General features: G+C 64.0%; 23 protein-coding genes. 11 read left to right on the top strand and 12 right to left on the bottom strand.

All coding sequences use genetic code 11. The features are described from left to right. Positions 1–75 precede the first annotated feature (75 nt). The 5 genes from ybgF to ACQY7X_RS01325 all read left to right on the top strand — a co-directional run bounded on the left by ybgF (position 76) and on the right by ACQY7X_RS01325 (position 6,091). Positions 76–1,125 (top strand): tol-pal system protein YbgF, encoded by a 1,050-nt coding sequence (gene ybgF / locus ACQY7X_RS01345; RefSeq protein ID WP_428248041.1) that lies wholly within the window; start codon positions 76–78, stop codon positions 1,123–1,125. A 16-nt stretch (positions 1,126–1,141) separates the two neighbouring features. After that, positions 1,142–2,389 (top strand): tRNA lysidine(34) synthetase TilS, encoded by a 1,248-nt coding sequence (gene tilS, locus ACQY7X_RS01340; RefSeq protein ID WP_428248040.1) that lies wholly within the window; start codon positions 1,142–1,144, stop codon positions 2,387–2,389. A gap of 175 nt (positions 2,390–2,564) precedes the next feature. Next, the gene (gene ftsH / locus ACQY7X_RS01335; RefSeq protein WP_428248039.1) at positions 2,565–4,499 is read left to right on the top strand and encodes an ATP-dependent zinc metalloprotease FtsH; all 1,935 of its coding nucleotides are present in this window, start codon (positions 2,565–2,567) and stop codon (positions 4,497–4,499) included. Between the two features lie 161 nt (positions 4,500–4,660). Next, complete coding sequence (locus ACQY7X_RS01330; protein ID WP_428248038.1) at positions 4,661–5,434, top strand: lysostaphin resistance A-like protein; 774 nt, start codon at positions 4,661–4,663, stop codon at positions 5,432–5,434. 21 nt (positions 5,435–5,455) lie between these two features. Next, a complete protein-coding gene (locus ACQY7X_RS01325) occupies positions 5,456–6,091 on the top strand; it encodes a glutathione S-transferase family protein (protein ID WP_428248037.1) in 636 nt (211 codons plus the stop codon). Between the two features lie 59 nt (positions 6,092–6,150). Here the strand turns inward: ACQY7X_RS01325 and ACQY7X_RS01320 are convergent, their stop codons facing one another. The 4 genes from ACQY7X_RS01320 to ACQY7X_RS01305 form a co-directional block, all read right to left on the bottom strand. Then, a complete protein-coding gene (locus ACQY7X_RS01320; RefSeq protein WP_428248036.1) occupies positions 6,151–7,224 on the bottom strand; it encodes a hypothetical protein in 1,074 nt (357 codons plus the stop codon). A 3-nt stretch (positions 7,225–7,227) separates the two neighbouring features. Then, a complete protein-coding gene (locus tag ACQY7X_RS01315; RefSeq protein WP_428248035.1) occupies positions 7,228–7,845 on the bottom strand; it encodes a LysE family translocator in 618 nt (205 codons plus the stop codon). A 9-nt stretch (positions 7,846–7,854) separates the two neighbouring features. After that, positions 7,855–9,570, bottom strand: a complete 1,716-nt coding sequence (locus ACQY7X_RS01310) for a hypothetical protein (protein WP_428248034.1) — start codon at positions 9,568–9,570, stop codon at positions 7,855–7,857. An 86-nt stretch (positions 9,571–9,656) separates the two neighbouring features. Then, positions 9,657–10,910 (bottom strand): MFS transporter, encoded by a 1,254-nt coding sequence (locus ACQY7X_RS01305; protein WP_428248033.1) that lies wholly within the window; start codon positions 10,908–10,910, stop codon positions 9,657–9,659. A 193-nt stretch (positions 10,911–11,103) separates the two neighbouring features. Here ACQY7X_RS01305 and ACQY7X_RS01300 point away from each other — a divergent pair, with 193 nt between their 5' ends. Both ACQY7X_RS01300 and ACQY7X_RS01295 read left to right on the top strand, forming a co-directional pair. Next, the gene (locus tag ACQY7X_RS01300) at positions 11,104–12,420 is read left to right on the top strand and encodes a sulfite oxidase (protein WP_428248032.1); all 1,317 of its coding nucleotides are present in this window, start codon (positions 11,104–11,106) and stop codon (positions 12,418–12,420) included. A 6-nt stretch (positions 12,421–12,426) separates the two neighbouring features. Then, positions 12,427–12,807 carry a hypothetical protein gene (locus tag ACQY7X_RS01295; protein WP_428248031.1) on the top strand — a complete coding sequence of 127 codons (381 nt, stop codon included), beginning with the start codon at positions 12,427–12,429 and terminating at the stop codon, positions 12,805–12,807. A gap of 6 nt (positions 12,808–12,813) precedes the next feature. On the opposite strand, the gene ada is transcribed toward ACQY7X_RS01295, so the two are convergent. Continuing rightward, entirely contained in the window at positions 12,814–13,878 is a 1,065-nt protein-coding gene (ada, locus tag ACQY7X_RS01290) for a bifunctional DNA-binding transcriptional regulator/O6-methylguanine-DNA methyltransferase Ada (RefSeq protein WP_428248030.1), read from the bottom strand. A gap of 52 nt (positions 13,879–13,930) precedes the next feature. Next, on the bottom strand, positions 13,931–15,724 hold the full coding sequence (locus tag ACQY7X_RS01285; RefSeq protein WP_428248029.1) for an acyclic terpene utilization AtuA family protein: 1,794 nt from the start codon (positions 15,722–15,724) through the stop codon (positions 13,931–13,933). Positions 15,725–15,772: 48 nt separating this feature from the next. Between ACQY7X_RS01285 and ACQY7X_RS01280 the strand changes: the two genes are divergently transcribed. Genes ACQY7X_RS01280 through ACQY7X_RS01270 form a run of 3 tightly spaced genes read left to right on the top strand, consistent with a single transcriptional unit; the run spans position 15,773 to position 17,781 of the window. After that, positions 15,773–16,576 carry a double zinc ribbon domain-containing protein gene (locus ACQY7X_RS01280; RefSeq protein WP_428248028.1) on the top strand — a complete coding sequence of 268 codons (804 nt, stop codon included), beginning with the start codon at positions 15,773–15,775 and terminating at the stop codon, positions 16,574–16,576. A 57-nt stretch (positions 16,577–16,633) separates the two neighbouring features. Then, positions 16,634–16,894 carry a glutaredoxin 3 gene (gene grxC, locus ACQY7X_RS01275; RefSeq protein ID WP_428248027.1) on the top strand — a complete coding sequence of 87 codons (261 nt, stop codon included), beginning with the start codon at positions 16,634–16,636 and terminating at the stop codon, positions 16,892–16,894. A 2-nt stretch (positions 16,895–16,896) separates the two neighbouring features. Further along, positions 16,897–17,781, top strand: a complete 885-nt coding sequence (locus tag ACQY7X_RS01270) for a carbon-nitrogen hydrolase family protein (RefSeq protein ID WP_428248026.1) — start codon at positions 16,897–16,899, stop codon at positions 17,779–17,781. On the opposite strand, the gene ACQY7X_RS01265 is transcribed toward ACQY7X_RS01270, so the two are convergent. From ACQY7X_RS01265 to ACQY7X_RS01255, 3 genes are read right to left on the bottom strand one after another with little or no spacing between them, the layout of a single operon-like run. Beyond that, positions 17,745–18,545: an inositol monophosphatase family protein gene (locus ACQY7X_RS01265; protein ID WP_428248025.1), complete on the bottom strand. Its 801-nt coding sequence runs from the start codon at positions 18,543–18,545 to the stop codon at positions 17,745–17,747. The two genes, ACQY7X_RS01270 and ACQY7X_RS01265, sit on opposite strands and share 37 nt — an antisense overlap. A gap of 14 nt (positions 18,546–18,559) precedes the next feature. Further along, positions 18,560–19,126 (bottom strand): GNAT family N-acetyltransferase, encoded by a 567-nt coding sequence (locus ACQY7X_RS01260; RefSeq protein WP_428248024.1) that lies wholly within the window; start codon positions 19,124–19,126, stop codon positions 18,560–18,562. Then, on the bottom strand, positions 19,123–19,674 hold the full coding sequence (locus ACQY7X_RS01255; RefSeq protein ID WP_428248023.1) for an SAM-dependent methyltransferase: 552 nt from the start codon (positions 19,672–19,674) through the stop codon (positions 19,123–19,125). Before ACQY7X_RS01255 ends, ACQY7X_RS01260 begins: the two co-directional genes overlap by 4 nt. A 58-nt stretch (positions 19,675–19,732) precedes the next feature. Here ACQY7X_RS01255 and ACQY7X_RS01250 point away from each other — a divergent pair, with 58 nt between their 5' ends. Continuing rightward, a complete protein-coding gene (locus ACQY7X_RS01250; protein ID WP_428248022.1) occupies positions 19,733–20,152 on the top strand; it encodes a DUF1178 family protein in 420 nt (139 codons plus the stop codon). Positions 20,153–20,329: 177 nt separating this feature from the next. Here ACQY7X_RS01250 and ACQY7X_RS01245 read toward each other — a convergent pair whose 3' ends face one another. Genes ACQY7X_RS01245 through ACQY7X_RS01235 form a run of 3 tightly spaced genes read right to left on the bottom strand, consistent with a single transcriptional unit; the run spans position 20,330 to position 22,948 of the window. After that, positions 20,330–20,779 (bottom strand): (deoxy)nucleoside triphosphate pyrophosphohydrolase, encoded by a 450-nt coding sequence (locus ACQY7X_RS01245; RefSeq protein ID WP_428248021.1) that lies wholly within the window; start codon positions 20,777–20,779, stop codon positions 20,330–20,332. 7 nt (positions 20,780–20,786) lie between these two features. After that, entirely contained in the window at positions 20,787–22,019 is a 1,233-nt protein-coding gene (gene argJ / locus ACQY7X_RS01240; RefSeq protein WP_428248020.1) for a bifunctional glutamate N-acetyltransferase/amino-acid acetyltransferase ArgJ, read from the bottom strand. A gap of 29 nt (positions 22,020–22,048) precedes the next feature. Next, entirely contained in the window at positions 22,049–22,948 is a 900-nt protein-coding gene (locus tag ACQY7X_RS01235) for a peptidylprolyl isomerase (RefSeq protein WP_428248019.1), read from the bottom strand. Positions 22,949–22,958 lie beyond the last annotated feature (10 nt).

Genomic DNA, 22,958 nt, shown 5'->3' with positions numbered 1-22,958 from the left:
GTTCGCTGATTCGCGCCCAGTGGCGCGCGGCGATATCGCTATGCCCATACAGCTATGCCCATAAGGGGTGAGCCCATGTTTCGCATCCTGCCGTCTCTTGTTTTCGCCGGTCTGCTCGGCATCGCTTTGCTGCCTGCCGGGGCTGCCCAGGCCCAGAATGATCAGGCGCTTTACGACCGCATCAACCGGCTTGAGACTGACCTGCGCACGCTGCAGCGTCAGGTCTATCGCGGTGGTCCCGTGCCGCAGGGTGCGGCGCCTGCGCCGAGTGGTTCTCTGACTGAATCGGGCGAGGGCGAAACCAGCGCCGCCAACCGGCTGAATTCCCGCATCGACCAGCTTGAGAACCAGATCCGCGACCTGATCGGCCGCTTCGAGGAAGTGGAATACAAAAACATCCAGACCCAGCGCCGCCTCGACAAGCTGGTAGAGGATATCGATTTCCGCCTGAACGCCCTGGAACGCAGCCAGCCTGTGCCCGGCGCACCCGTGGCTGGCGGCGGCGGTGCGCCTGCACAGAGCACGGCGGCGCAAACTGCGGCGGCACCTACCGCCGTTCCCGGCCAGTCATCCTCCAATCCGAATCAGGCGCCGAGCCGCGAGGGCGTGCTGGGCAGCATGCCGGTGGACGCCCAGGGCCGCCCCATCCAGGGCGGCGCCCAGGCTGGCGCGCCCGCCCGCGTCGCCGCCGCGCCTGCGGCACCCGCTGCTTCGGCCCGCGCCCGGCTGCCCGCCGGCACGCCGAAGGAACGCTACGACTACGCCTACAAGCTGCTGGTGCAGAGCGATTATGCCGATGCCGAGGGCGCCTTCCGCGAATTCATTGGCGCCCATGGCCAGGACCCGCTGGCCGGCAATGCGCAATACTGGCTTGGCGAGACCTACTATGTGCGCGGCCAGTACGAACAATCGGCGGCCGCCTTCCTGCAGGGCTACCAGGGCTATCCGAAGAATGCCAAGGCGCCCGACAGCCTGCTCAAGCTCGGCATGTCGCTCACCGCGTTGAAGAAGACCGCCGAAGCCTGTGCCGCCTTTGGCCAGCTCGCCAAGGAATTCCCCAACGCGCCGCCGCATGTGAAGGACGCCATGGGGCGCGAACGTGCCAAGGCCGGCTGCCGCGCCTAAGAGCAGCCCGGCGCGGATGCGGCCGCTGGCGGCGGCCGAATTCAGCCGCCTGCTGGCGCCACTTGCTGCCGATGCCGGGGCGATGGCTGTCGCCTGTTCCGGCGGCGCCGATTCTCTCTGCCTTGCACTGCTCTGCCATGACTGGGCGGCAAGGCGCGGCATCGCGCTCACCGCGCTGATCGTTGATCACGGCCTGCGCGCGGAATCGAAAACCGAAGCCCGCCAGGTGGCTGCCTGGCTCGGCAAGGCCGGCATGGCCGCCGAAATCCTCACCTGGAAGGGCGCCAAGCCCGCCGCCAACCGCCAAGCCCAGGCCCGCGATGCCCGCTACGCCTTGCTGGAAGCCTGGTGCCGGCGCCAGGGCGTGGCGCATCTGCTGCTGGCACAGCATCGCGACGATCAGGCCGAAACCTTCCTGCTGCGCGCCGCGCGCGGTTCCGGTGTCGATGGCCTTGCCGCCATGGCGCCACGGCTTGAGGTGAACGGCATCCAGCGGCTGCGGCCTTTGCTGGGTATCCCGAAAGCGCGCCTGATCGCCACGCTTGAAGCGCGCGGCCAGAGCTGGATCGAGGATCCCAGCAACCGCAATCCCGCCTATGCCCGCACGAGCGCCCGCGCGGTGCTGGCGGAACTCGGCGCTGAAGCCTCGGCGCATCTGGCGCAGACGGCGGCCAACATGGCGCGGGCGCGGTCAGCGCTGGAGCAGATCACGGCTGAGCGGCTGGCCCAGGCGGTGGCCTATGACGATGGCGCCGGTATTGCCTGGGCCGATGCGGCGGCACTCACCGCCGGGCCGGACGAAATCGCCCTGCGCGCGCTGGCTAGCGTGCTGAAACGCATCGGCGGCGAAACCCTGCCGCCCCGGCTCGACCGCCTGGAGCGCCTGCTGGCGAAATTGCGCGCCGGCGATTGCAGCCACACCTTGCATCGCTGCCGCCTGCTGCCTTGGGACAATCGAGTGCTGATCCTGCGCGAGGCCCGCCACCTGCCGCCGGCTTTGCTGCTGAAAACTGGCACGGAACAGATTGGGGATGACGGGCAGGTATGGGATGGCCGCTGGCGCGCGCTGGCACTGCATCGGCTGCCGCCTGGGTTGCGCCTCGACAGCCTGGGGCAAAACGGCAATTTTCCGGGCCTGGCCGAGCGCGGCCTGCCGGCCCCGGCATTGCCTGTGCTGCCGGCCTTGTGGCTGCGAGGCCGTGTCGTCGGCCTGCCCAGCCTGGGCCTTGGCGCCAATTACGGAATCCTGCTGGCTAAGCTGTAACGTTTTCTCATAATTCCGTGAAGTGAAGCACAAATTAAGGTGCTTGTTTCAGGCTGTTGGGCTCTTATGTAATGATGGCGAGGCAGTGGTGTGGCCGGCTCCCGGCCGCTACACTATTGCTCGACCGGGCGGCCAGATGCCGGCCGGTGCTTCGTCGAGAAAGGGTAAGGCCTCCGTGAATATGTTTGGTCGCAATCTTGCGCTCTGGGTGATCATCGCTCTGCTGGTGGTCGCGCTGTTCAATCTGTTCCAAGGCCCCACCATGCGCGAGGGCGGCAGCCAGGTTGCCTATTCCGATTTCCTCAACGATGTACAGAACGGCCAGGTGACGGATGTCGCCATCCAGGGCCATACCATCAAGGGCCATTATCGCGATGGCCGCGGCTTCTCCACCTATGCGCCCAGCGATCCCGGCCTGGTTGGCCGCCTGACCGAGCGCGGCGTGCGCGTGCAGGCGCTGCCGCCGGAAGAGAATTCCACCCTGGTGCAGATTCTGATTTCCTGGTTCCCGATGCTGCTCTTGATCGGCGTCTGGATCTTCTTCATGCGCCAGATGCAGTCCGGCGGCGGCAAGGCGATGGGCTTCGGCAAGTCCAAGGCCCGCCTGCTTACCGAGCGCCATGGCCGCATCACCTTCGAGGACGTTGCCGGCATCGAGGAAGCCAAGACCGAACTGGAAGAGATCGTTGAATTCCTGCGCGACCCGCAGAAATTCCAGCGCCTCGGCGGCAAGATCCCGAAGGGCTGCCTGCTCGTCGGCCCGCCCGGCACCGGCAAGACCCTGCTGGCCCGCGCCATCGCCGGCGAAGCCAATGTGCCGTTCTTCACCATCTCGGGTTCCGACTTCGTGGAAATGTTCGTCGGCGTCGGCGCCAGCCGCGTGCGCGACATGTTCGAGCAGGCCAAGAAGAACGCGCCCTGCATCATCTTCATCGACGAAATCGACGCCGTTGGCCGCCATCGTGGCGCCGGCCTGGGCGGCGGCAACGACGAGCGCGAGCAGACGCTGAACCAGCTGCTGGTCGAGATGGATGGCTTCGAGGCCAATGAGGGTGTGATCCTGATTGCCGCCACCAACCGCCCCGATGTGCTCGATCCGGCTTTGCTGCGTCCGGGCCGCTTCGACCGCCAGATCGTGGTGCCGAACCCGGATATCCTTGGCCGCGAGAAGATCCTGCGCGTGCATATGCGCAAGGTGCCGCTGGCCCCGGATGTGGATCCCAAGATCGTGGCGCGTGGCACCCCGGGCTTCTCCGGCGCCGACCTCGCCAACCTGGTGAACGAAGCCGCCCTGCTGGCCGCGCGCAAGAACAAGCGTGTAGTCACCATGGCCGATTTCGAGGCGGCCAAGGACAAGGTGATGATGGGTGCCGAGCGCCGCTCGATGGTGATGGGCGACGAGGAAAAGCGCCTCACGGCTTTCCATGAAGCCGGCCACGCGCTGGTCTCGCTGTTCATGCCGAAATGCGATCCGCTGCATAAGGTGACGATCATTCCGCGCGGCCGTGCGCTAGGCGTCACCATGTCGCTGCCGGAAAAGGACCGCCTCTCGGTCTCCAAGCTCGAACTGGAATCGCGCCTTGCCATGATGTTCGGCGGCCGCATCGCCGAAGAAATCGTGTTTGGCCGCGAGAATGTCACCACCGGCGCCTCCAACGACATCCAGCAGGCCACCGGCCTAGCTCGCCGCATGGTCACCGAATGGGGCATGTCGGATAAGCTCGGCCGCCTGCGCTACTCGGATAACGAGGAAGAAGTCTTCCTCGGCCATTCCGTCACCCAGCGCAAGAACGTGTCGGATGCCACCGCCAAGCTGATCGACGAGGAAGTGCGCCGCATCATCGATGAGGCCGAGCAGAGCGCCATGCGCATCCTCACCGAGCATCGCGACGATCTTGAGAAGGTGTCGCTCGCCCTGCTCGAATACGAAACCCTCTCGGGTGACGAGGTGAAGGCCTTGCTGCGCGGCGAGGAGATCGTGCGCACCGACGACAACAAGCCGGCGTCCGGCGATAGCGGCCCGCGCTCGGCGGTGCCCACCACCAATCGCGGCGGCGGCAAGAAGTCCGGCCCCTCAGGTCTGGAGCCCGAGCCGCAGCCGGGCGCCTGAGCCACACCACCACCAGCGTCTTTAAAAGCCCGGCAGCAATGCCGGGCTTTTTTCTTTCTCAATTGCGCCGATTAATGGTTGCGCTCCGATGCAATGATCCGGAAAAGTGGTTGTCGGCATGAGCTTTACACGATAACGGGGTGGCGGTGACTCAGGATCGCATGGCGGCGGAAGTTGCTGCAGTAACAACAGGGACGGGGACACCTGCGGCTGAGGCTGTTGCGCCAAACCGGCTAACGCCATGGAAACTTCTGGCCTGGGCAGTGTTTTGGTCCGCCTTGGCCTATAGCGGCTTACTGTTACAGGCCTTTCTCGTGGGATTTGTGCTGGCACTAACCGGGCGAGGCGAAGAGGTAGCGGAAATGGCCGACACTGCTGGCTATGCGATAGTGTCTGGCACCGTGCTGCTTTCCCTGTTTACCTGGTTTGGCCTGCGCAATGCCCGCAAAGCGTCTGGCGGCGATCTGCGCGCTGGATTGGGCTATGGGCCGATCCAGCAGCCACGCCTTGTCGCTCTCATCATCGGCCTTCTACTGCTCTACGGCTTCAGTATCGGCTTCCTCGACATCAATCCTTACCCGAATCTCACGCGGCACATCCGCGAGATGGATGCCTGGCTGCTGGTGCTGGCTGCTCTGCTGGTCGGAATTGGCGCGCCGATCGCCGAGGAGGTGTTTTTCCGTGGCTGGCTGTGGACTGCGCTGCGGAAGCATTGGGGAGTACCTGCAACGGCAATTGCCACGGCGCTACTCTGGTACGCGATTCATATCGGCCATGGCCTAGTCTACATGACAATGCTGGTGGTGCCGATCATAGCTATTACACTGGTACGCCATATTGGCGGCTCGCTACGCGCCTCGATCCTCGGGCATATGATCTACAATATCTATTGTGTTGCTAATTGGCTGGTCGTGGCCTTCGTATTGGAAGTCTGACCGCTACTAGGAAGTGAAGCCATGCTCACCGTGCATCATCTCGGCAAATCGCAATCCGAACGCATCGTCTGGCTCTGCGAGGAACTGGGCATCCCCTATGACCTGAAAGTCTACCAGCGCGCCCCGCGCCTGGCGCCACCGGAATACAAGGCGCTGCATCCGATCGGCTCGGCCCCGGTGATCACCGATGGCGATATAACGTTGGCCGAGTCAGGCGCCGTGATGGACTACATCCTGGCGAAATACGGCGAAGGCCGTCTGGCGTTAGGGAAAGATCACCCCAGCTTCCCCGATTATCTCTACTGGCTGCATTTCGCTAATGGCAGCCTGCAGCCCGGCTTCATGCGCCTGATGGTGACAACGCTGCTCAATGCCCCAGCTGATAACCAAACGCGGCAATGGGGCGACAAGCGCCTCGCCCAGATGCTCGATTTGATGGACCAGCGCCTGAGCGCCAACCCCTGGCTCGCCGGCGTGGATTTCACGGCGGCAGATATCATGACGGTGTTCTCCCTCACCACCATGCGCCACTTCCAGCCCTACGACCTCACGCCCTATCCGAACATCCGCGCATACTTGCAGCGCGTCGCCGCAAGGCCGGGCTATCAACGCGCCATGGCAAAGGGCGATGCAGGGATGGAGTTGTTGCTGGGGTGAGGTGAAAATGATGATTGGAGTTCAGCAAATACATTTCAGTTTTGAGTTACTCCTCGTTTTTACCTTTCCAATTTAATGAGCATATCGTCTAAACGCTCTGTCAAAAGGGCATTATGATCCTCACCTATGTCGCGGGATGAAAGCATATTCTGAATATCTGCTAGGCTAACCACCAGTATAAGCTTGCCATTCTCCCTGAGAGCGCCTCGGATAGCCTTATTTGCCCCTTCATCTGCTCCTTCTCTAGATACAATTATGGCCGTAGACCGCAAAGCGTTCCTGTATAGGTATTTCTCCGTAGTATAAATTTGTCCCTGTTTTATCTTCTTGGCGTAATTTTTAAACTCAAAAATTATGTACCTGGATCGGAATTCTCTCGCTAACAGATTCCAGAAATCATTCCCCGAAGAAACGCGTGCAATCAAATCGTATTTGGAGTGATGGGAGTGTGTCGCTTGTTGGCTTAGCCAGGAGGTAAGGTCATCCTCAAAAATATACTTGAGAGCAGCAGTGGCCGCTCTTTCAAAATCGGAAAAGTCATCTTTTCCCGAAGGGATTGAACACAAATTTTGCCATAATACCTCCCCTTTCTTAATTTCGATGCGGCGACTGTACTCCTCGTTTAATCTCTCATCGCTGCTTAGTGACTGAATCTTATTCTCGATTATTTTTGAAATAGACGGTGTGTGGGGCGTTGCCAGTGACAAAAGAGTTGGGAAAGGCGAAAATGGCTTTGCTTCTCTCACTATGGATTCTAGGCCATCAAAAATTTCAGGGTGCTTTTGTGAGAAGCGAAGGATATCTATTAGGTCAAAAGTAACGACAAGGGGGAATGCTTCTAAGAATTCCCTTTGGGATACGTCCAATTCGTTTCCAATTACTAGAATTGCTAACTTGGCTTGATGGGGGCGAATATAAGTTTCTAGTAGTGCTGCTGACCTCCTTAGTGGCTGGATTGGAGTAACGCTTGATAGGTATATTTTTACATCAACAATAATTCTGCTTTCTTTCCAATTGACTATAAAGTCAACCGGCGTTCTTTCATCTTGACATTCTTTTGTATCAATGCCCTTCGCCTCAAAAAGATCTTTAACTAAATTTTCAAAGCGGTGTTGAATTGATTGTAGTGTCATTAATCACCTCTCCGCCATCGCCAGCTTGACGCCCAGCCCGACGAACGCCGCCGCGAATGTCCGCCGCAGCCACAGCATAACCTTGGGCCGTGTCAGCACATGGTCGCGCATGGCGGCGGCGAATAGGCCGTAGACCGCGAACACGGCAAACGTCATCGCCATGAACGCGGCACTCAGGATCAGCATGCTGCCGAGCGGCGCCGGGTCGCTGGCCGCGATGAATTGCGGCAGGAAGGCGAGGAAGAAGATCGAGAGTTTAGGGTTGAGGATATTCACCAGCACGGCTTCGAGCGTGATCTGCCAGCCAGAGCGCGGTGCTGCATTGGTCTGGCCCGAGAAGTTCATTGCGCCACGCTCGCGCCAGGTCGCCCAGGCCATGTAGAGCAGGTAGGCGACGCCGGCATATTTCACGATCTCGAAAGCCAGCGCGCTGGCATGCAGCAGGGCGGCAAGGCCGGTGATGGCGGCGAGCATATGCGGCACGATGCCGAGCGTGCAGCCGAAGGCCGCGATCACGCTGGCGCGGCTGCCGCGTCCCAGGCCGGCGGCGATGGTGTAGACCGCGCCGGTGCCGGGCGTGGCGACGACGATCAGCGAGATGATCAGGTAGTCTAGGGTCATGGTGCAGTCTCAGCGTCTCACATTGGCATTGTTGGGACAAAGTGCCAGCAGCGTAAAGTTGCTGCTGGGGTTGCTGCTGGGAAAAAGCCGTATCGCCGCAGTACAGCCGGAAGGCGACACGCTCATGCCCCAGACGCGGCCTTCATAGATTTTTTCGCTGCGGCCATCGGCGCCGGTGCGGTAGACGCCGCCGGGCAGATCACCATGCGCTGTAGGACGCGAAGTGATGGCGCGCAGGATGCCGTCCCGCGATGGCGCGATCATGCCGTAGCCCTGGTTGTCCAGGGCGTCTGTCGGCAGGCAAACCTCCTCGACACGTTGCTTGCCGTAATTGTTCAGCCACCAATAGGGTCGGCATTGCGGCACGGCCTCGCCTTGCTTGGGGCGCTGGGCAATCGGTGCGATGAAATAGGCGTTGCGGAAGGCGCTGTATTTTATACTGGTGGAGGTGAGGCCGGTGGTGGGTATGGGCAGTTCCACGGGGGCTGCGGTTTCGCTGGCGAAGTGCAGCACGCGCTGAGATTGCTGGCCATCTGCGCCGGTGAAGGACAGGAAGCCGTGGCCGGGCAGCAGCGGAATCCAGTTGGCGTTGTTGTTGGCGCCGGATAGGCCCTCGTGTTTCACCCAGCGGCAATCGAAAGGGCTCTGCCGCCAGGGAGACGTGCTCAGCGAATGTCCTGTGTTGCCGCTGTGGTCCATGTCGGCATAGCGCAGTAAGTCGCCGGTCTCGAAGCTGATGCTCTCCGGGCTGTTGAGGGTGCCGGTGCGGAAGGTCAAGCGGACTTGGCTCTTCGACAGCCGCTCGTATCCCGAGCGAAAAGTGAACATGCTGCCGCCTGCGCACCAGGGGGCCTGGATGCGAGCCACTTCTTCCAAGGGCTGCTGTGGCTGATCCAGGCGCAGTTGCTTGATCACGTTTTCACGTTGCTCCGTGGCTTCGACCAACAGAGTGGTGGTATTGAGCCAGGCAAATCTGCCATAGGAACCGGGCGGCAGGTTCATGGTGGAATGGCGTATGGCCGACATCGGGATCGGGTCGTCCTGCGGTTTGCTCTGTTCCTCGAAGAAGCGGGTCATGTCGGTCTTCATGCTGGCGCGGAGGCCGGCCCATTCGCTTTCCGGCTTCAGCCAGGCATCGCCGCTCATGGTCTGGTTTTGCAGGCCGGCGCGCATCGCCGCCATGCCATGCGAGCATATCCACCAGGGCGACACGGTGCTGGCGAACAGATCGGGCTGCTGCAGCGCCCGCAGGCCGGCGGCCCCGAAGGCGGCGCGGTATTGCTGGATGCCGGCGACCACGTTCGGTGCCAGTTGCGGCAGGAAGGCGACGCCCTGGCCGGCGGTGGTATCGGTGCAGCGCATGGCATCATAGCGGGCGTGCAGGAAGCCGCGAGCATACCATTCCAGGGCATCATCGCGGCGTCCAAGATTCCACAGCCGCCGTGCCAGTTCGTAGGAATAGGCCGGCAGCAGATCCTTGGCATTGAGTTGCAGCCAGGGTACCAGCACCGCATCGGCGCTATCCGGCAGAGCGCGTAACACCTGCAGTTTCTGGGCCTGTTCGGTAAGGTCGGGGTCGACCACCATGAAATTGGTCAGGTTGCCCTGGGTTTCGATGCCGATAGCCGGGCTTTTGGTTTCGCCGGCAGTGGGCTGTGCTGTTGTTGTCGCCGGCAGGACGAGGCAGAGCAGGGCCAGGATCAGCAGGTGGAGTACGGAGTGCATTATCGCCTCAAAATAGTGTAAATAATGATAAATACACTACATGAAGGCGAGGCGAGCGCAACCGGCGATCCGCTAGCTGGATTGAGTCAGGCCGCCGCCAGCGCAGCGCCCATCTGCCGCTGCCGGCGCCAGCGCAGCAGCATCCAGCCGATGATCGCCACGTTGAGCAGGTTGAAGGCAATGCCGTTGAGCAGGGCCGCCTGATAGCTGCCGGTCAGATCGAAGATGGCGCCCGACATCCAGCCGCCCAGCGCCATGCCGCCGAGCGTGGCGGCGATGGCGACCGAGACGCGCAGGCCGGCCTGTTCGGGCGGAAACAGTTCGCGCACGATGAAGGCATAGCTCGGCACGATGCCGCCCTGCACCAGGCCGAAGAAGGCCGAGACGACATAGAGCGAGGCGAGGCCGTCGAAGGGCAGATAGAAGGTGAGCGCCAGACCCTGCAGGGCCGAGCCGAGCAGCAGGGTGGCGAGTCCGCCGATGCGGTCGAGAATCCAGCCGGAGGCAAGCCGGCTGATGATGCCGAAAGCCAGCATCAGCGAAAGCATTTCGGCGCCGCGTGCCGGGCCATAGCCGAGATCGACGCAATAGGCGACGATATGCACCTGCGGCATCGACATGGCGACGCAGCAGGCAATGCCGGCGATCAGCAGCAGGCCCTGCACGCCATTCGGCGCCAGCCCGAGCGGGCGATGCGCGCCGGCCTTGTTCAAGCCAGCGCTGGCCTGTGGCAGCGGCGGCTGCACCGGCGGGCGGCGGCGCAGCACGAAGCTTAGCGGCACCATGGTGACGAGGCAGAACAGGCCGATGCCCCAATGGGTATCGCGCCAGCCCTGCTGGGCGATGAAATATTCCACCACCGGCGGCCATACCGCGCCGGCGAAATAGTTGCCGCTGGCGCACAGCCCGATGGCAAGGCCACGGCGGCGCTCGAACCACAGCGAGATATCGGCGATCAGCGGCCCGAACATGGCCGAGGAACCGAAGCCGATCAGGCCGCCATAGATGAAAGCCAGCATGGTGATGCTGGTGGCTTTCGCCGCCAGCACATAGCCGAGGCTTAAAGAGAGCGTGCCGAGGATCACCGGCGTAACGATGCCGAAGCGGTCGGCCAGCCTTCCCATGAACACCACGCCGACAACGAAGCCGAGCATGGTGAGCGAGTAGGGCAGCGAGGCGCCGCCGCGCAGCACGCCGAATTCCGCCTGCACCGCCGGCAGGGCGACGACAATGGCCCACATGCCGACGCCGCCGATGGTGCTGATGGTGAAGCTGCCCAGCAGGCGCAGCCAAGCATAGCGTGATTCAATATCGCTGGCGTGACCGGGGGCGCTGGTCATGCGGCGGCTTCCTTCTGGGCGAGACGTTTCCTTGAACCCACCCTATGGCTGGTGTGGAACCAAGGCAATGGCGCGATTGTGCGGGTGCAATCCGGCTGCCGGGAGGTGGAAAAGCGTTTGCACTCAACGGCGAATCCCCTAATGATGTTTTACATAAATATAGAGGGGAATGTATCCCTAAAAGGAGGAAAGCATGGGCATCCGGTGGAAAGAACGCGGCCTTTTTGAATTATATGGCGATGATCCCGAACGCGCCGATGCGCTGCTGTTCAATCGGCGCGGCGTGCTGCGTGGCGCAGCGATGGCCAGCATGGGCGCGCTGCTCGGCGGCATGATCCCGTTTGGCCGTTCGCTGCCCTCGGGCCTGATTCCGGCGGCACTGGCGCAGGGCAGCGGCGCGGGGCCGAAAATCCTCAAGATGGATGGCAAGGCGGAACTGGTGATTCTCGGCGACCGGCCGCTGGTGGCGGAAACGCCAGAGCATCTGCTGGATGACTCGGTGACGCCGAATGACCGCATCTTCATCCGCAACAACGGCAATCCGCCGGAGCAGATGCCGGCTGACCTGGATAGCTGGGAATTGGTCATTGATGGTGAAGTGAATACGCCGCTGAAGCTGACGCTTGGCGAGCTGAAGAAGCGCTTCAAGCATTATACCTATGTGCTGCAGATGGAATGCGGCGGCAATGGCCGCGCGGCCTTCGAGCCCAAGGCCAGCGGCAATCAATGGAGCAATGGCGCCATTGCCTGCGCGCGTTGGACCGGTGTGCGGCTGAAGGATGTGCTGGAAGCGGCGGGGCTGAAGCCGACGGCGGTCTACACCGCGCATTTCGGCCGCGACGTGCATCTCACCGGTGATCCCAGCCGGCAGGCGATCAGCCGCGGCATGCCGATCGCCAAGGCGCTGGAACCGCATACGCTGATTGCCTTCGCGGTGAATGGCGGACCGATCCCGCTGGTGAATGGCGCGCCGCTGCGCCTGATCGTGCCGGGCTGGCCGGGTTCGCTGTCGCAGAAATGGCTCAGCCGCATCTGGATCCGCGACCGCGAGCATGACGGCCAGGGCATGACCGGCACCAGCTACCGCGTGCCGATCAAGCCGATGGTGCCGGGCGACAAGCCCGACAACGCCAATTTCCGCATCCTGGAATCAATGCCGGTGCGCTCGATCATCACCAATATCGCGCATGGTACCGAGCTTAAGGCCGGCACCCGGCTGGTCGGCATGCGCGGCCATGCCTGGGCCGGCGAGCAGACGGTGAATGCCGTGCATGTCTCGGCGGATTTCGGCCAGACCTGGACCAAGGCCAAGGTCGCCAAGGCGGTGAACAAATATGCCTGGCAGGATTGGCAGGCGGATATCACGCTGCCTACCGAGGGGTATTACGAACTCTGGACGCGGGCGACGGATTCCTTTGGCCGCGCCCAGGGTCATGCGCCCGGGGTATGGAATCCGCAGGGCTATGGCGGCAATGCCCTGCATCGTGTTGCCGTGCTGGTGAAGGCCTGATCCGGCATGCGCGTAGTGCTGCGTCTGGTAGTGGTGGCGGCATTAGCTTGCGGTGCCGCCACCGTTTTCACTCAAGCCCAGAGTCAAGCCCAGAGTCAGGCCCAGAGCCAGGCCCAGGCCGAGCGGGAGCCGGAAGAGCCGACGGTGTTTCCTGATGGCGAGAACCGCGACGAGGTGTTTTATATCTGCACCACCTGCCATGGTTCGGCGCTGGTGCGCGCCCAGGGCCATAGCCGCGAACGCTGGTCCGGCGTGCTGGATTTCATGGTCGAGCGCCATGGCATGCCCGAACCGAGCAAGGAAGACCGCGACATGATGCTCGATTATCTCGCCAAGGCCTTCCCGCCGAAGGGGCGCGGCTACAGCAATCCTTTCCTCAAGCAATAGCCGCGGCTATTCCGCCGCCTCGGCCTCCAGGATCGCCTGCTTGCGCGCCAGGCCCCAGCGATAGCCGCCCAGGCCGCCATCGCTGCGCAGGGCGCGGTGGCAGGGCACCAGCACGCCGAGGATGTTGTTGCCGCAGGCCGAGCCGACGGCGCGCGCCGCTTTGGGATCGCCGAGCGCGATGGCGATTTCGCGATAGCTGCGCGTCTCGCCGCGCGGAATGGCACTGAGCGCCTGCCAGACGCGGATCTGAAACGCCGTGCCGCGCAAATCCAGCGGCAGCTCCTGCTTCGGCTTGCGGCCGGCCAGCAGGGCGTCCAGGGCTGCCAGCGCCTTCTTGCCGGCGCTGTCGTCGCGGCTGATGCTGGCGGCCGGGAATTCACCGCGCAATTCATCCAGCATGGCTTTCTCGCTATCGCCGAACAGCAAAGCGGCGATGCCGCGTGGGCTTTCCGCCACCAGCAGCTTGCCGAGTTTGCGCGGCGCTGGGTGGATCGCCACGGTGAGGCTCAGGCCTTCGCCGCCGCGCTTATAATCAGCGGGTGTCATGCCAAGCCAGCGGTCGGCTTTCTCGTATACCCGGCTCGGGCCGCCGAAACCGGCGCCATAGATTGCGTCTGACACCTCAGCACCGCCTTTCAGTTCAGCTTTCAATTTGTCGATGCGGCGTGCCTCGGCATAGGCGCGCGGCGAGAGGCCATAGGCCGCCGTGAACAGCCGTTGCAGATGCGTCGGGCTGACATGGGCGGCGCGGCTTAAAGCGTTGAGGTCCGGTGCCGGTTCACCGGCTTCCAGCCGGGCATCGATCAATTGCCGCGCCCGCTCCAGCCGCGCATCGGCCTCCAGCAAGGCGTCAGGCCGGCAGCGTTTGCAGGCGCGGTAGCCGGCATCTTTCGCGGCTGCTGGAGCGGCGAAGATGCGCACGTTGTCGCGCTTCGGCGCCCGGCTGGTGCAGGACGGGCGGCAATAGATGCGGGTGCTGGCAACGCCGTAGAAGAACCGCCCATCGGCCTTGGCATCGTTGCCCAGGATGGCGGCGAATTCAGTATCGGTGGGGAGGCGGGGCTTGTTCATGGCGTGAAATCTAGAGCCTGCCCCGCCATGCCGCTATCCGGTTCCTGCGCTTTCAGTCCGGTTTCAATCCCCAGGCGGCGGGCACCGGCACCGGGAAATCCAGCAGCATGCCGGCATAGGCCTTGCCCTGGGGGTCGTTTTGCAGCGAGGCGATGCCGCCGCCGCCCAGCGCATCTTTCAGCAGGAAATTCAGGCCATGGATGCCGGGCCATTCATAGCGCATCACGCCGCCCTGGCAGCGATGGGCGAAATACTGCTGCACGGCTTCTGGCGTCAGCGCGGCGCGGATCGCGGGCAGGTATTCCGGCTTGCGTGCGATGACGCCGATATTGCTGTCATTGCCCTTGTCGCCGGAACGCGCCCAGGCCAGCCGGATCAGCGGCACGCTGAGATCGGTCTGTTTTGGCGCCGGTGTGGTGTCCGGCAGGCCAGCCGGGCCGCCGCAGACATCGCCACCCACGGTCATCACCGCCACCGGCTTGGCCGCGCCATCGCCAAGCTCGATGCTCACCGGCAGGGCGGCCTTCTGGATGAAGCAGGAAAACAGCCGCACAATCGGCTGCGGCGAGGCGCGGCCGCCGCCCGAGCCGGTGGTGCCGGCGGCGAAAGACGTGCCGGCCGGCGCAATCTCACGCACGAAGATATCCAGTGCCGCCTTCTCGGCATGGCTTACCGCCAGCTTCATCACCACTTCGCGGCTGTTCAGCGCGCCGGGCCTAGCGTTATCGCCATACATCGCCTCGGTGCCGATTTCCTCAATCGACACGGCGCGGTAATCGCCCAGATTCAGCGTCTGGAAAATCTTGCGCGTGCGGGTGAGGATGGCTTCCGCCGAACGCCGCGCCCGGGCGCGTGCTTCACGGCCGCCGATGGTCAGCTGCGCCACGGCGCGGAAGCCGTCCATGTAGGTGGCGGAAACCTTGTATTCATCGCCCGGCGGCTGGCCCTTGGCGTTGGAGACTTTCACGCGATGCTCGCCCACCTGCTCGATGCGCACGGCGGTGAAGTCGCAGGTCACATCGGGCAGGCGATAGGCGGCGGGATCGCCGATTTCGTAGACCAGCTGTTCGGACACGGTACCGACACTGACCAGACCGCCGGTGCCTTGCGGCTTGGTGACGACGAAGCTGCCGTCATCCGACACTTCCGCCACCGGATAGCCGATATTGTCCCAATCCGGCACGTCGCGCCAATCGGTGAACAGGCCGCCGGTGGCCTGCGCGCCGCATTCCAGGATATGGCCGACCAGGCTGCCGGCCGAGAGGCGGTCGTAATCCGTGAGGCTCCAGCCGAATTCATGCAGCAAAGGCCCGAGCGCCAGGGCGCTATCGACGCAGCGACCGGTGATCACGATATCGGCGCCATCCTTCAAGGCCATGGCAATCGGCCCGGCGCCGAGATAGGCGTTGGCCGACATGAAGCGGGCAGGGCGCTCGGCGCCTTTCACCATCGGGCGCAATTTGTCCTTCAGCGTCTCGATGCCCGGCATCAGGTCGTCGCCCTGCACCACGGCGACCTTGAGGTCCAGCCCTGCATCGGCGATCATCTGGCGGATGACCGCGCCGCAGGCGGCCGGGTTCACGCCGCCGGCATTGGAGATGATCTTCACCTTGCGCCGCGCGATTTCGGGCAGCAGGCGCTTCATCGTCACGGTGACGAAATCGGTGGCATAGCCCTGGGCCGGGTCCTTGGCGCGCATGCGGGCCATGATCGACATGGTGATCTCGGCCAGGTAGTCGAAAATCAGGTAGTCCATCTCGGCCTGGAACAGCAATTGCGGCGCGCCCACCATGGAATCGCCCCAGAAGCCGGATGCACAGCCGATCTTCACCACTTTGCCGGTCATCGCCGTTTCCTCATGTTTTTGTCTTTATGCGTCCCAGCTTAACGGCTGTTGACCGGGCCGTCATCGCTGCCGCAACGTAAGCGGATGGACCTTGGCGCGATTTCCCCCCTGCCACGCAGCCTGCGGCTTTTCAGCCGCTGGGCGCTGGATGCCCTGCTGCCGCCGCGCTGCATGCTCTGCGGCACCCTGGTGGACGAGCCGGGCCGGCTTTGCGCCACCTGCTGGCCCAGCCTGGATTTCATCGCCGAGCCGCTCTGCCCCTGCTGCGGCGCGCCTTTCACCATGCCGGTGCCGGTGGGGTTGCATTGCGCCGCTTGCCTGGCCAAGCCGCCACGCTTCCGCCGCGCCCGTGCCGCGCTGGTCTATGGCCGGGGCGGGCGCGACCTGGTGTTGCGTTTCAAGCGCGCCGACCGCACCGATCTGGCCGCCGGCCTGGCCGGGTTGATGCGCCAGGCCGGCGGTGTGCTGCTCAAGGAGGCCGACCTGATCCTACCGGTGCCGCTGCATCGCGGCCGGCTGTGGCGGCGGCGCTATAACCAGTCGGCCCTGCTGGCCCAGGCCCTGGGGCGCCTGAGCGGGAAGCCGGCCCTGGTGGATGGGCTGGAACGGGTGAAGCCCACCCCCAGCCTGGGCGGCCTGAACCGCCGCCAGCGCCGCGAGGCCCTGGCCGGTGCCATCCGGGTGGTGCCGAAGCGGCGCGGCGCTCTGGCCGGCAAGACCGTGCTGCTGGTGGATGACGTGTATACCACCGGGGCGACGGTTTCGGCCTGCATCCGGGCCTTGCGCGGTGCCGGGGTGGCGGCGGTGGATGTGTTGACGCTCACACGCGTGCTGCGGCCGGATATTGTTTAGGGCCGGCACTGCGCCATATAGTTTTCATCAAGCGACTCAACACCCCGAGGCAGGCCCATGGCCGAGATCACCATTTACACCACGTTCCTTTGCCCCTATTGCGCGCGCGCCAAGGCGCTGCTGGACAAGAAGGGCGCCAGCTACAACGAGATCGACGTATCCTACGACCAGCCGAAGCGCGAGGAGATGACGCGCCTGACCGGCGGCCGCACCAGCGTGCCGCAGATCTGGATCAATGGCGCCCATGTCGGCGGCTGCGATGATCTCTACGCGCTGGATCGTGCCGGCAAGCTCGATCCCATGTTGGCGGCGGCCTGACCATGGCCGCGCCGGAGGCTGCGGCCGGTACTGCAAAGAGCGCGCGCCGTATTCGCATCGCCTGCGTGCAGCCGAATATCGGCGATGACATGGCGGCGAATATCGCGCAGGTCTGCGGCCTGGTCCGCGAGGCCCATGCCAAGGGCGCCGAATTCGTCACCACGCCCGAGAATTCCAGCTTCATGGGGCGTAATTCGGCGGCCAGCCTGGAAGCCGGCAAGCCGGAAGCGACGCATCCGGCGCTGAAAGCCTATCGCGAATTGGCAGCCGAGCTGAAAATCTGGCTGCTGATCGGCTCGATCTCGGTGCGCGAGGATGGCGCCAACCGCAACGCCAACCGCAGCTACCTGGTCAATCCGCAGGGTGAGATCACCGCGACCTACGACAAGATCCACATGTTCGATGTCGATCTGCCGAATGGCGAGGTGTTCCGCGAATCCAATACCTTCGCGCCGGGCGAACAGGCCGTGCTGGCGGATCATCCGCAGGCCAAACTCGGCTTGAGCATCTGCTATGACGTGCGCTTCCCGCAGCTTTATCGCGGCCTGGCCCAGGGCGGCGCGGAAGTGATCATGGTGCCGGCGGCCTTCACGCGGAATACCGGCCAGGCCCATTGGCATATCCTGCTGCGCGCCCGCGCCATCGAAACCGGCGCCTTCATCGTCGCCCCGGCGATGTGGGGCGATCATCCGGGCAAGCGCCAGACCTATGGCCATTCCCTGATCATCGATCCCTGGGGCCGCGTGCTGGCCGATGCCGGCGAAGGCACCGGCGTGGTGCTGGCGGATATCGATCTGGATGAAGTGGCCAAGGCGCGCGGGCAGATTCCCGCCTGGCTGCACGAGCCACGCTATTCGAAGCCGATCACCTCGGCGACGAAGGGATAGAGCGCGGGCGTTGCCGCCAGCACGGCATTGCCCTTGTTCAGGCCATCGTTTTTCAGAAAATCATTCATCTCGCCGCCGGCTTCCGCCACCAGCAGCAGGCCGCCCAGCGCATCCCAGCTATTGAGATGCGTCTCGTGGAAGCCTTCCAGCCGCCCGGCGGCGACATAGGTGATGCCGAGCGCGCCGGAGCCGAGGCGGCGGTATTCGCAGCCGCGCCGCAGCAGGCCGTCGATGGCTTCCACATGCGGCGTCTGGCTCATGCGGTGGCCATAGCCCAGCCCGATGCAGGCGCGGTTCGGATCAGTGATGGCGCTGACCTGCATCTTCTGGCCGTTGAGAAAAGCACCTTTGCCGCGTCGGCCGGAAAACAGTTCGTCGCGCACGGCGTCATACACCAGGCCAAGTTCCAGCCGGCCATCGACGACCAGCGCCAGCGATACGCACCAGAAGGGCAGGCCGCGCAGGAAATTCGCCGTGCCGTCGATCGGATCGATCACCCAGGTGGCATGGCCGCCATCGCGGCCCTTGGCTTCGTAAAGCCCGCCTTCCTCGCCCAGGATATTGTCCTGCGGACATTCGATGCCGAGCCGCGAGACGATCAGCGCCTCGGTTTCCTTGTCGGCACGGCTGACGAAATCCTGCAGGCCCTTCTGCTCGATGGTCAGGGCCGCGCGGTTGTCGAAATAGGCTCGCGCCAGCTTGCCGGCGTCGCGGATGATGTCCTCGGCCAGATGCCAGCGCCGCTCGATGCCGTCGCCACTCATGCTCCGCTCCCCTTTTAGGGAGTAGATTGTGTCACCGTTTCGGGTGTTGGGCAAATCCAGGCCTCGCGGTCGAGCGCGAACCAGTGCACGTTGCGCTCCCACAGAAGTTTCTCGCCCTCTGGCGCGAAACCGAGCTTTTGCAGCACGCGCTGCGAAGCGCCATTGCCTGGTGCGGTGACGGCAAAGATATGCGCCAGGCCCGCCGCGCCGAAACCATGATGCAGCGTGGCGCGGCCGGCCTCGGAGGCCAGGCCACGGCCCCAATGGGTCTTGTTCAGCAGGTAGAGCAGTTCCACCGCATCGGCTTCCGGCACGAAGCGCAGGCCGCATTGCCCCAGCAGCCGCCCGCTGGCGCGGTCGGCCACGGCCCAGACGCCATAGCCGCGCTGCGCCCAGGAGGTGTTGAAATTGTGGATGTTGCTCTTGGCGCGTTCCTCGGCCAGGGCCGCCGTCAGGCCACGGCCCGGCAGCATGTGACGCATCACCGTGTCATCGGCATAGAAGCGCGCCAGGCCCTGCCAGTCGCCAGGCTGGAAGCCGCGCAGCCGCAGCCGTTCGGTCTCAATCTCGGGCGCACTCATTTATGGCGCGCCGCGATGCGCTGGCGCATGGCCGGCTTGGGCGCGGCTTCCTCGCCCTGCTCGAAGGCGATCACCTGGCAATGCGGCCGGCAGAGATCGAGCAATTCGTCCTCAGCCAGCAGGAAATCCGGGTTGGACGGTTTGCCGAAGCGTTCATTGCCGCGCATGAAAGTCTCGTAGAGCAGCAGGCCGCCCGGTTCCAGGCCACCTGATTCCAGGGCGCCGAAGATGGCGGGGAACAAGGGCCGCCAGAGGTAGTTGGTCACCACGATGGCGGCGAAGCGGCGCCCGGGCAGCGGCCAGGGCGCACCGCCTTCCAGGTCGGCCTGCACCAACTCAGTGCCGGGCTGGCCGGCCAGATCGGCAACGCCGCCGAGATTGATATCGAGGAAACAGACCGGGTGGCGGTTTTCCAGGAACAGCCGGCCATGGCGTCCGCCGCCACAGGCGAGATCGAGCACCGCGCCACCCGGCTTGGTGGTGGACGCGAAGCGCGCAATCCAGGCCGAAGCCCCATCCCCCTTGCTGTGCACCGGCAACTGCCCCATATATTAATCAATAAACATCAATACTTGGGTCCCCGGAGCGGAATCAAGCGGCAACGCGATGATCAAATACGAGTTGAAATGCAAAAAGGAGCATGTCTTCGAGGCATGGTTCCAGGATAGCGCCACCTACGACGTGCAAGCGAAGAAGGGTCAGGTGCAGTGTCCGCATTGCGGCTCGCGCAAGATCGCCAAGGCGCCGATGGCGCCGCGCCTGGCCCGCTCCAAGGGAGCACAGGCCGCCGACGAGGCCCGCATGGCGGCGGATGCGCGCAAGGCGCTGCTGGCTTTGCGCGAGCATGTCGAGAAGAACGCCGATTACGTCGGCAACGAATTCCCCGAGGAAGCGCGCAAGATGCATTACGGCGATGCCGAGACGCGCAACATCTACGGCGAGGCCACGCCTGACGAAGCCAAGGAACTGGCCGATGAAGGCATCGAGGTGGCGTCGATCCCGTGGATCCCGCGCGGCGACGCTTAAAAGGCCTTGCGTCATCGCTACCTGGGCCACGTGCCCTGGTTGGGTTTCCGAACTTAACCCATAACAAAGACCGTCATACTCCGCGAAGGCGGAGTATCCACGAGTTTTTATTTCCATCGATTAAGTAGAAAAACGCGTGGATGGTCGGCCTTCGCCGACCATGACGGCTTCTCGGAATCACAGCAGGTCGCGCAGCATCGCCACCAGCGGTACATCGGCCGGCGGCATCGGCAATTCGCCCATCTTCACCGGCCGCACCCATTTCAGCGCCTGGCCTTCGCGGCCTTCCGGCTGGCCGGCCCAGCGGCGGCAGACATAGAGCGGCATCAGCAGGTGGAAATCATCGTAGGAATGGCTGGCAAACGCAAAGGGAGCCAGGCAGGCGGCGCTGATATCGAGGCCGAGTTCCTCGCGCAATTCACGCAGGAGGGCCGCTTCCGGCGTTTCGTTCGGTTCGACTTTGCCGCCGGGAAACTCCCACATGCCGGCCAGCTTCTTGCCCGGCGGGCGCTGGGTCAGCAGCACGCGGCCATCGGCATCCACCAGGGCCACCGCCACCACCAGCACCACCGGCTTGGGCCGCAGCACGCTTTCGGCGTCGCCGGGGCAGAGCGGATCGGTGGTCATCGTGCGATTAGCTGCGGTAATCGGCGTTGATGTCGATATAGCCGTGGGTCAGGTCGCAGGTCCAGACCACGGCCTGGCCTTTGCCGACACCGACATCGACACCGATACGCACGTCATTGCTTTTGAAATGCGCCGTGGCCGCCGCCTCGTCATGATCCTTGCGCACCATGCCTTTCGCGGTCACTGCCTTGTCGCCCAGCGTCACCACCAGCTTGTCGCGGTCGGCCTTCTCACCGCTCTTGCCCACCGCCATCACGATGCGGCCCCAATTGGCGTCGGCGCCGGCAATCGCGGTTTTCACCAGCGGCGAATTGGCAATGGCGCGGGCGATGACGCGGGCGGCGGCATCATTCTTGGCGCCGGTGACGCGCACGGTCACCAGCTTCTGCGCGCCTTCGCCATCGCGGGCGATCAACTGCGCCAGTTCGGCCATCACCTGGGTCAGGGCGCGACGGAAATCCGCCAGCGCCTTGTCGCTTGCCTTGGCCGGGGCCTTGTTGCCGGCAGCGCCGGTGGCGAACAGCAGCACGGTATCGGAGGTGGAGGTATCGCCATCCACAGTGAGGCAGTTGAAGCTCTGGTCGTTGGCACCCTTGAGCAATGCCTGCAGCACATCGGTCGGCAGCTTGGCGTCGGTCACCAGGAAGGCCAGCATGGTCGCCATGTCCGGCGCGATCATGCCTGAGCCCTTGGCGATGCCATTGATCGTCACCGTCTTGCCGTCGATCTTGCACGAAGCCGTAGCCAGCTTCGGGAAAGTGTCGGTGGTCATGATGGCGCGGGCGGCGGCAGTCCAGGCATCGCCGTTCAGCGCCTTGGTCAGGCGCGGCAGCTGCGCCACGATCTTTTCCGCCGGCAGCAACTGGCCGATCACGCCGGTGGAGGCGAGGAAAATCTGGTTCGCCTTGGCGCCAAGCGCCTTGGCCGCGCCCTCGGCGGTGGCCTTCACGGCAGCCTGACCAGCCTTGCCGGTGAACACATTGGCGATGCCGGCGTTCACCACCAGGCCGCGCGCTGCATTGCCCAGAATCTTGCGGCCCCATTCCACCGGCGCGCCCGGCATCGAGGATTGCGTGAACAGGCCCGCCGCCTTGCTGCCCGGCGCCAGTTCGATCAGCAGCAGGTCATCGCGGTTCTTGTAGCGCATGCCGCTATGGCCGGTGGCGATGCGCGCGCCGGCAATGGCGGGCAGGCTCGGCAGGGTCTTGGGGGCAAGCGGCGAAACCGGATGCGCGGCCATGGCGGCGTTTCCTCGTTGTCTCTACGGATTTACTTCTTCGGCGCCGGCGCCAGGGTCGGCAACTGGCCGGCCGGCTTGGGCTGTTCCACGATCTCGATCTTGGCGCCCTTCTTCAGGTCGTTGACCGTCTGCTCGACGATCTCGCGCACCAGGATCTCACGCACTTCCTCGGACACGTCGCTGAACGACGGCGGCGGTGCCACACGGCGCGCTTCCACCTTGATGATGTGGAAACCGAACTGGGTCTTGACCGGCTTCTGCGTCACCTGGCCGGGCTGCAGCGCGAAGGCGGCCTCGGCGAATTCCGGCACCATCTGGTCCTTGGTGAAGAAACCAAGGTCGCCGCCGGTGGTGGCGGTCGGGCCGGTGGAACGCTTCTTCGACACTTCGCTGAAATCCTGACCCTTCTTCACATCTTCCAGCGCCGCCAGGGCATCGGCCTCGGTGGCTACCAGAATGTGGCGGGCATGCACTTCGTCGCGCGGCGGCTGGCTCTTGATCAGATCGTCATAACGCTGCTTCAGCCGCGCCTCGGTAAGCTGCTGCGACACGTTGCGCTCCAGGAATGCCTGCTGCATCACGTTCTCGCGCGCTACTTTCAGCTGCTCCTTCACCTTCGGATCGGCATCGATCTTGGCCTTCTCGGCGGCTTCGTTGATCAGGCGGCGGGCAACGATCTCGTTGATCAGCGCCGGCATGATCGCATCCAGCGGCGCCTGGCGCATCTGCGGCGGCAGCGTCTCGAACACGGCGGCGACCTGCGAGCGGGTGATCGCCTGGCCATTGACCCGCGCCACCACCGGATCGTTGGCGGCCGGAGCAGCAGCAGGAGCCGCCGGCTTGGCGCCCTGGGCCAGCACGGCGGCCGGCAGCGAGCAGGCCAGCAGGCCGGCGATGAGGGCAAGGCGGGAAGCGGTGAGATGGAACACGGTCAGGCTC

Origin of the sequence: Ferrovibrio sp. (assembly GCF_965278975.1) — a bacterium.
Lineage (GTDB): Bacteria > Pseudomonadota > Alphaproteobacteria > Ferrovibrionales > Ferrovibrionaceae > Ferrovibrio.
The sequence above is the reverse complement of the archived record's forward strand: the minus strand, read 5'-3'. Positions and strand labels throughout refer to the sequence as shown.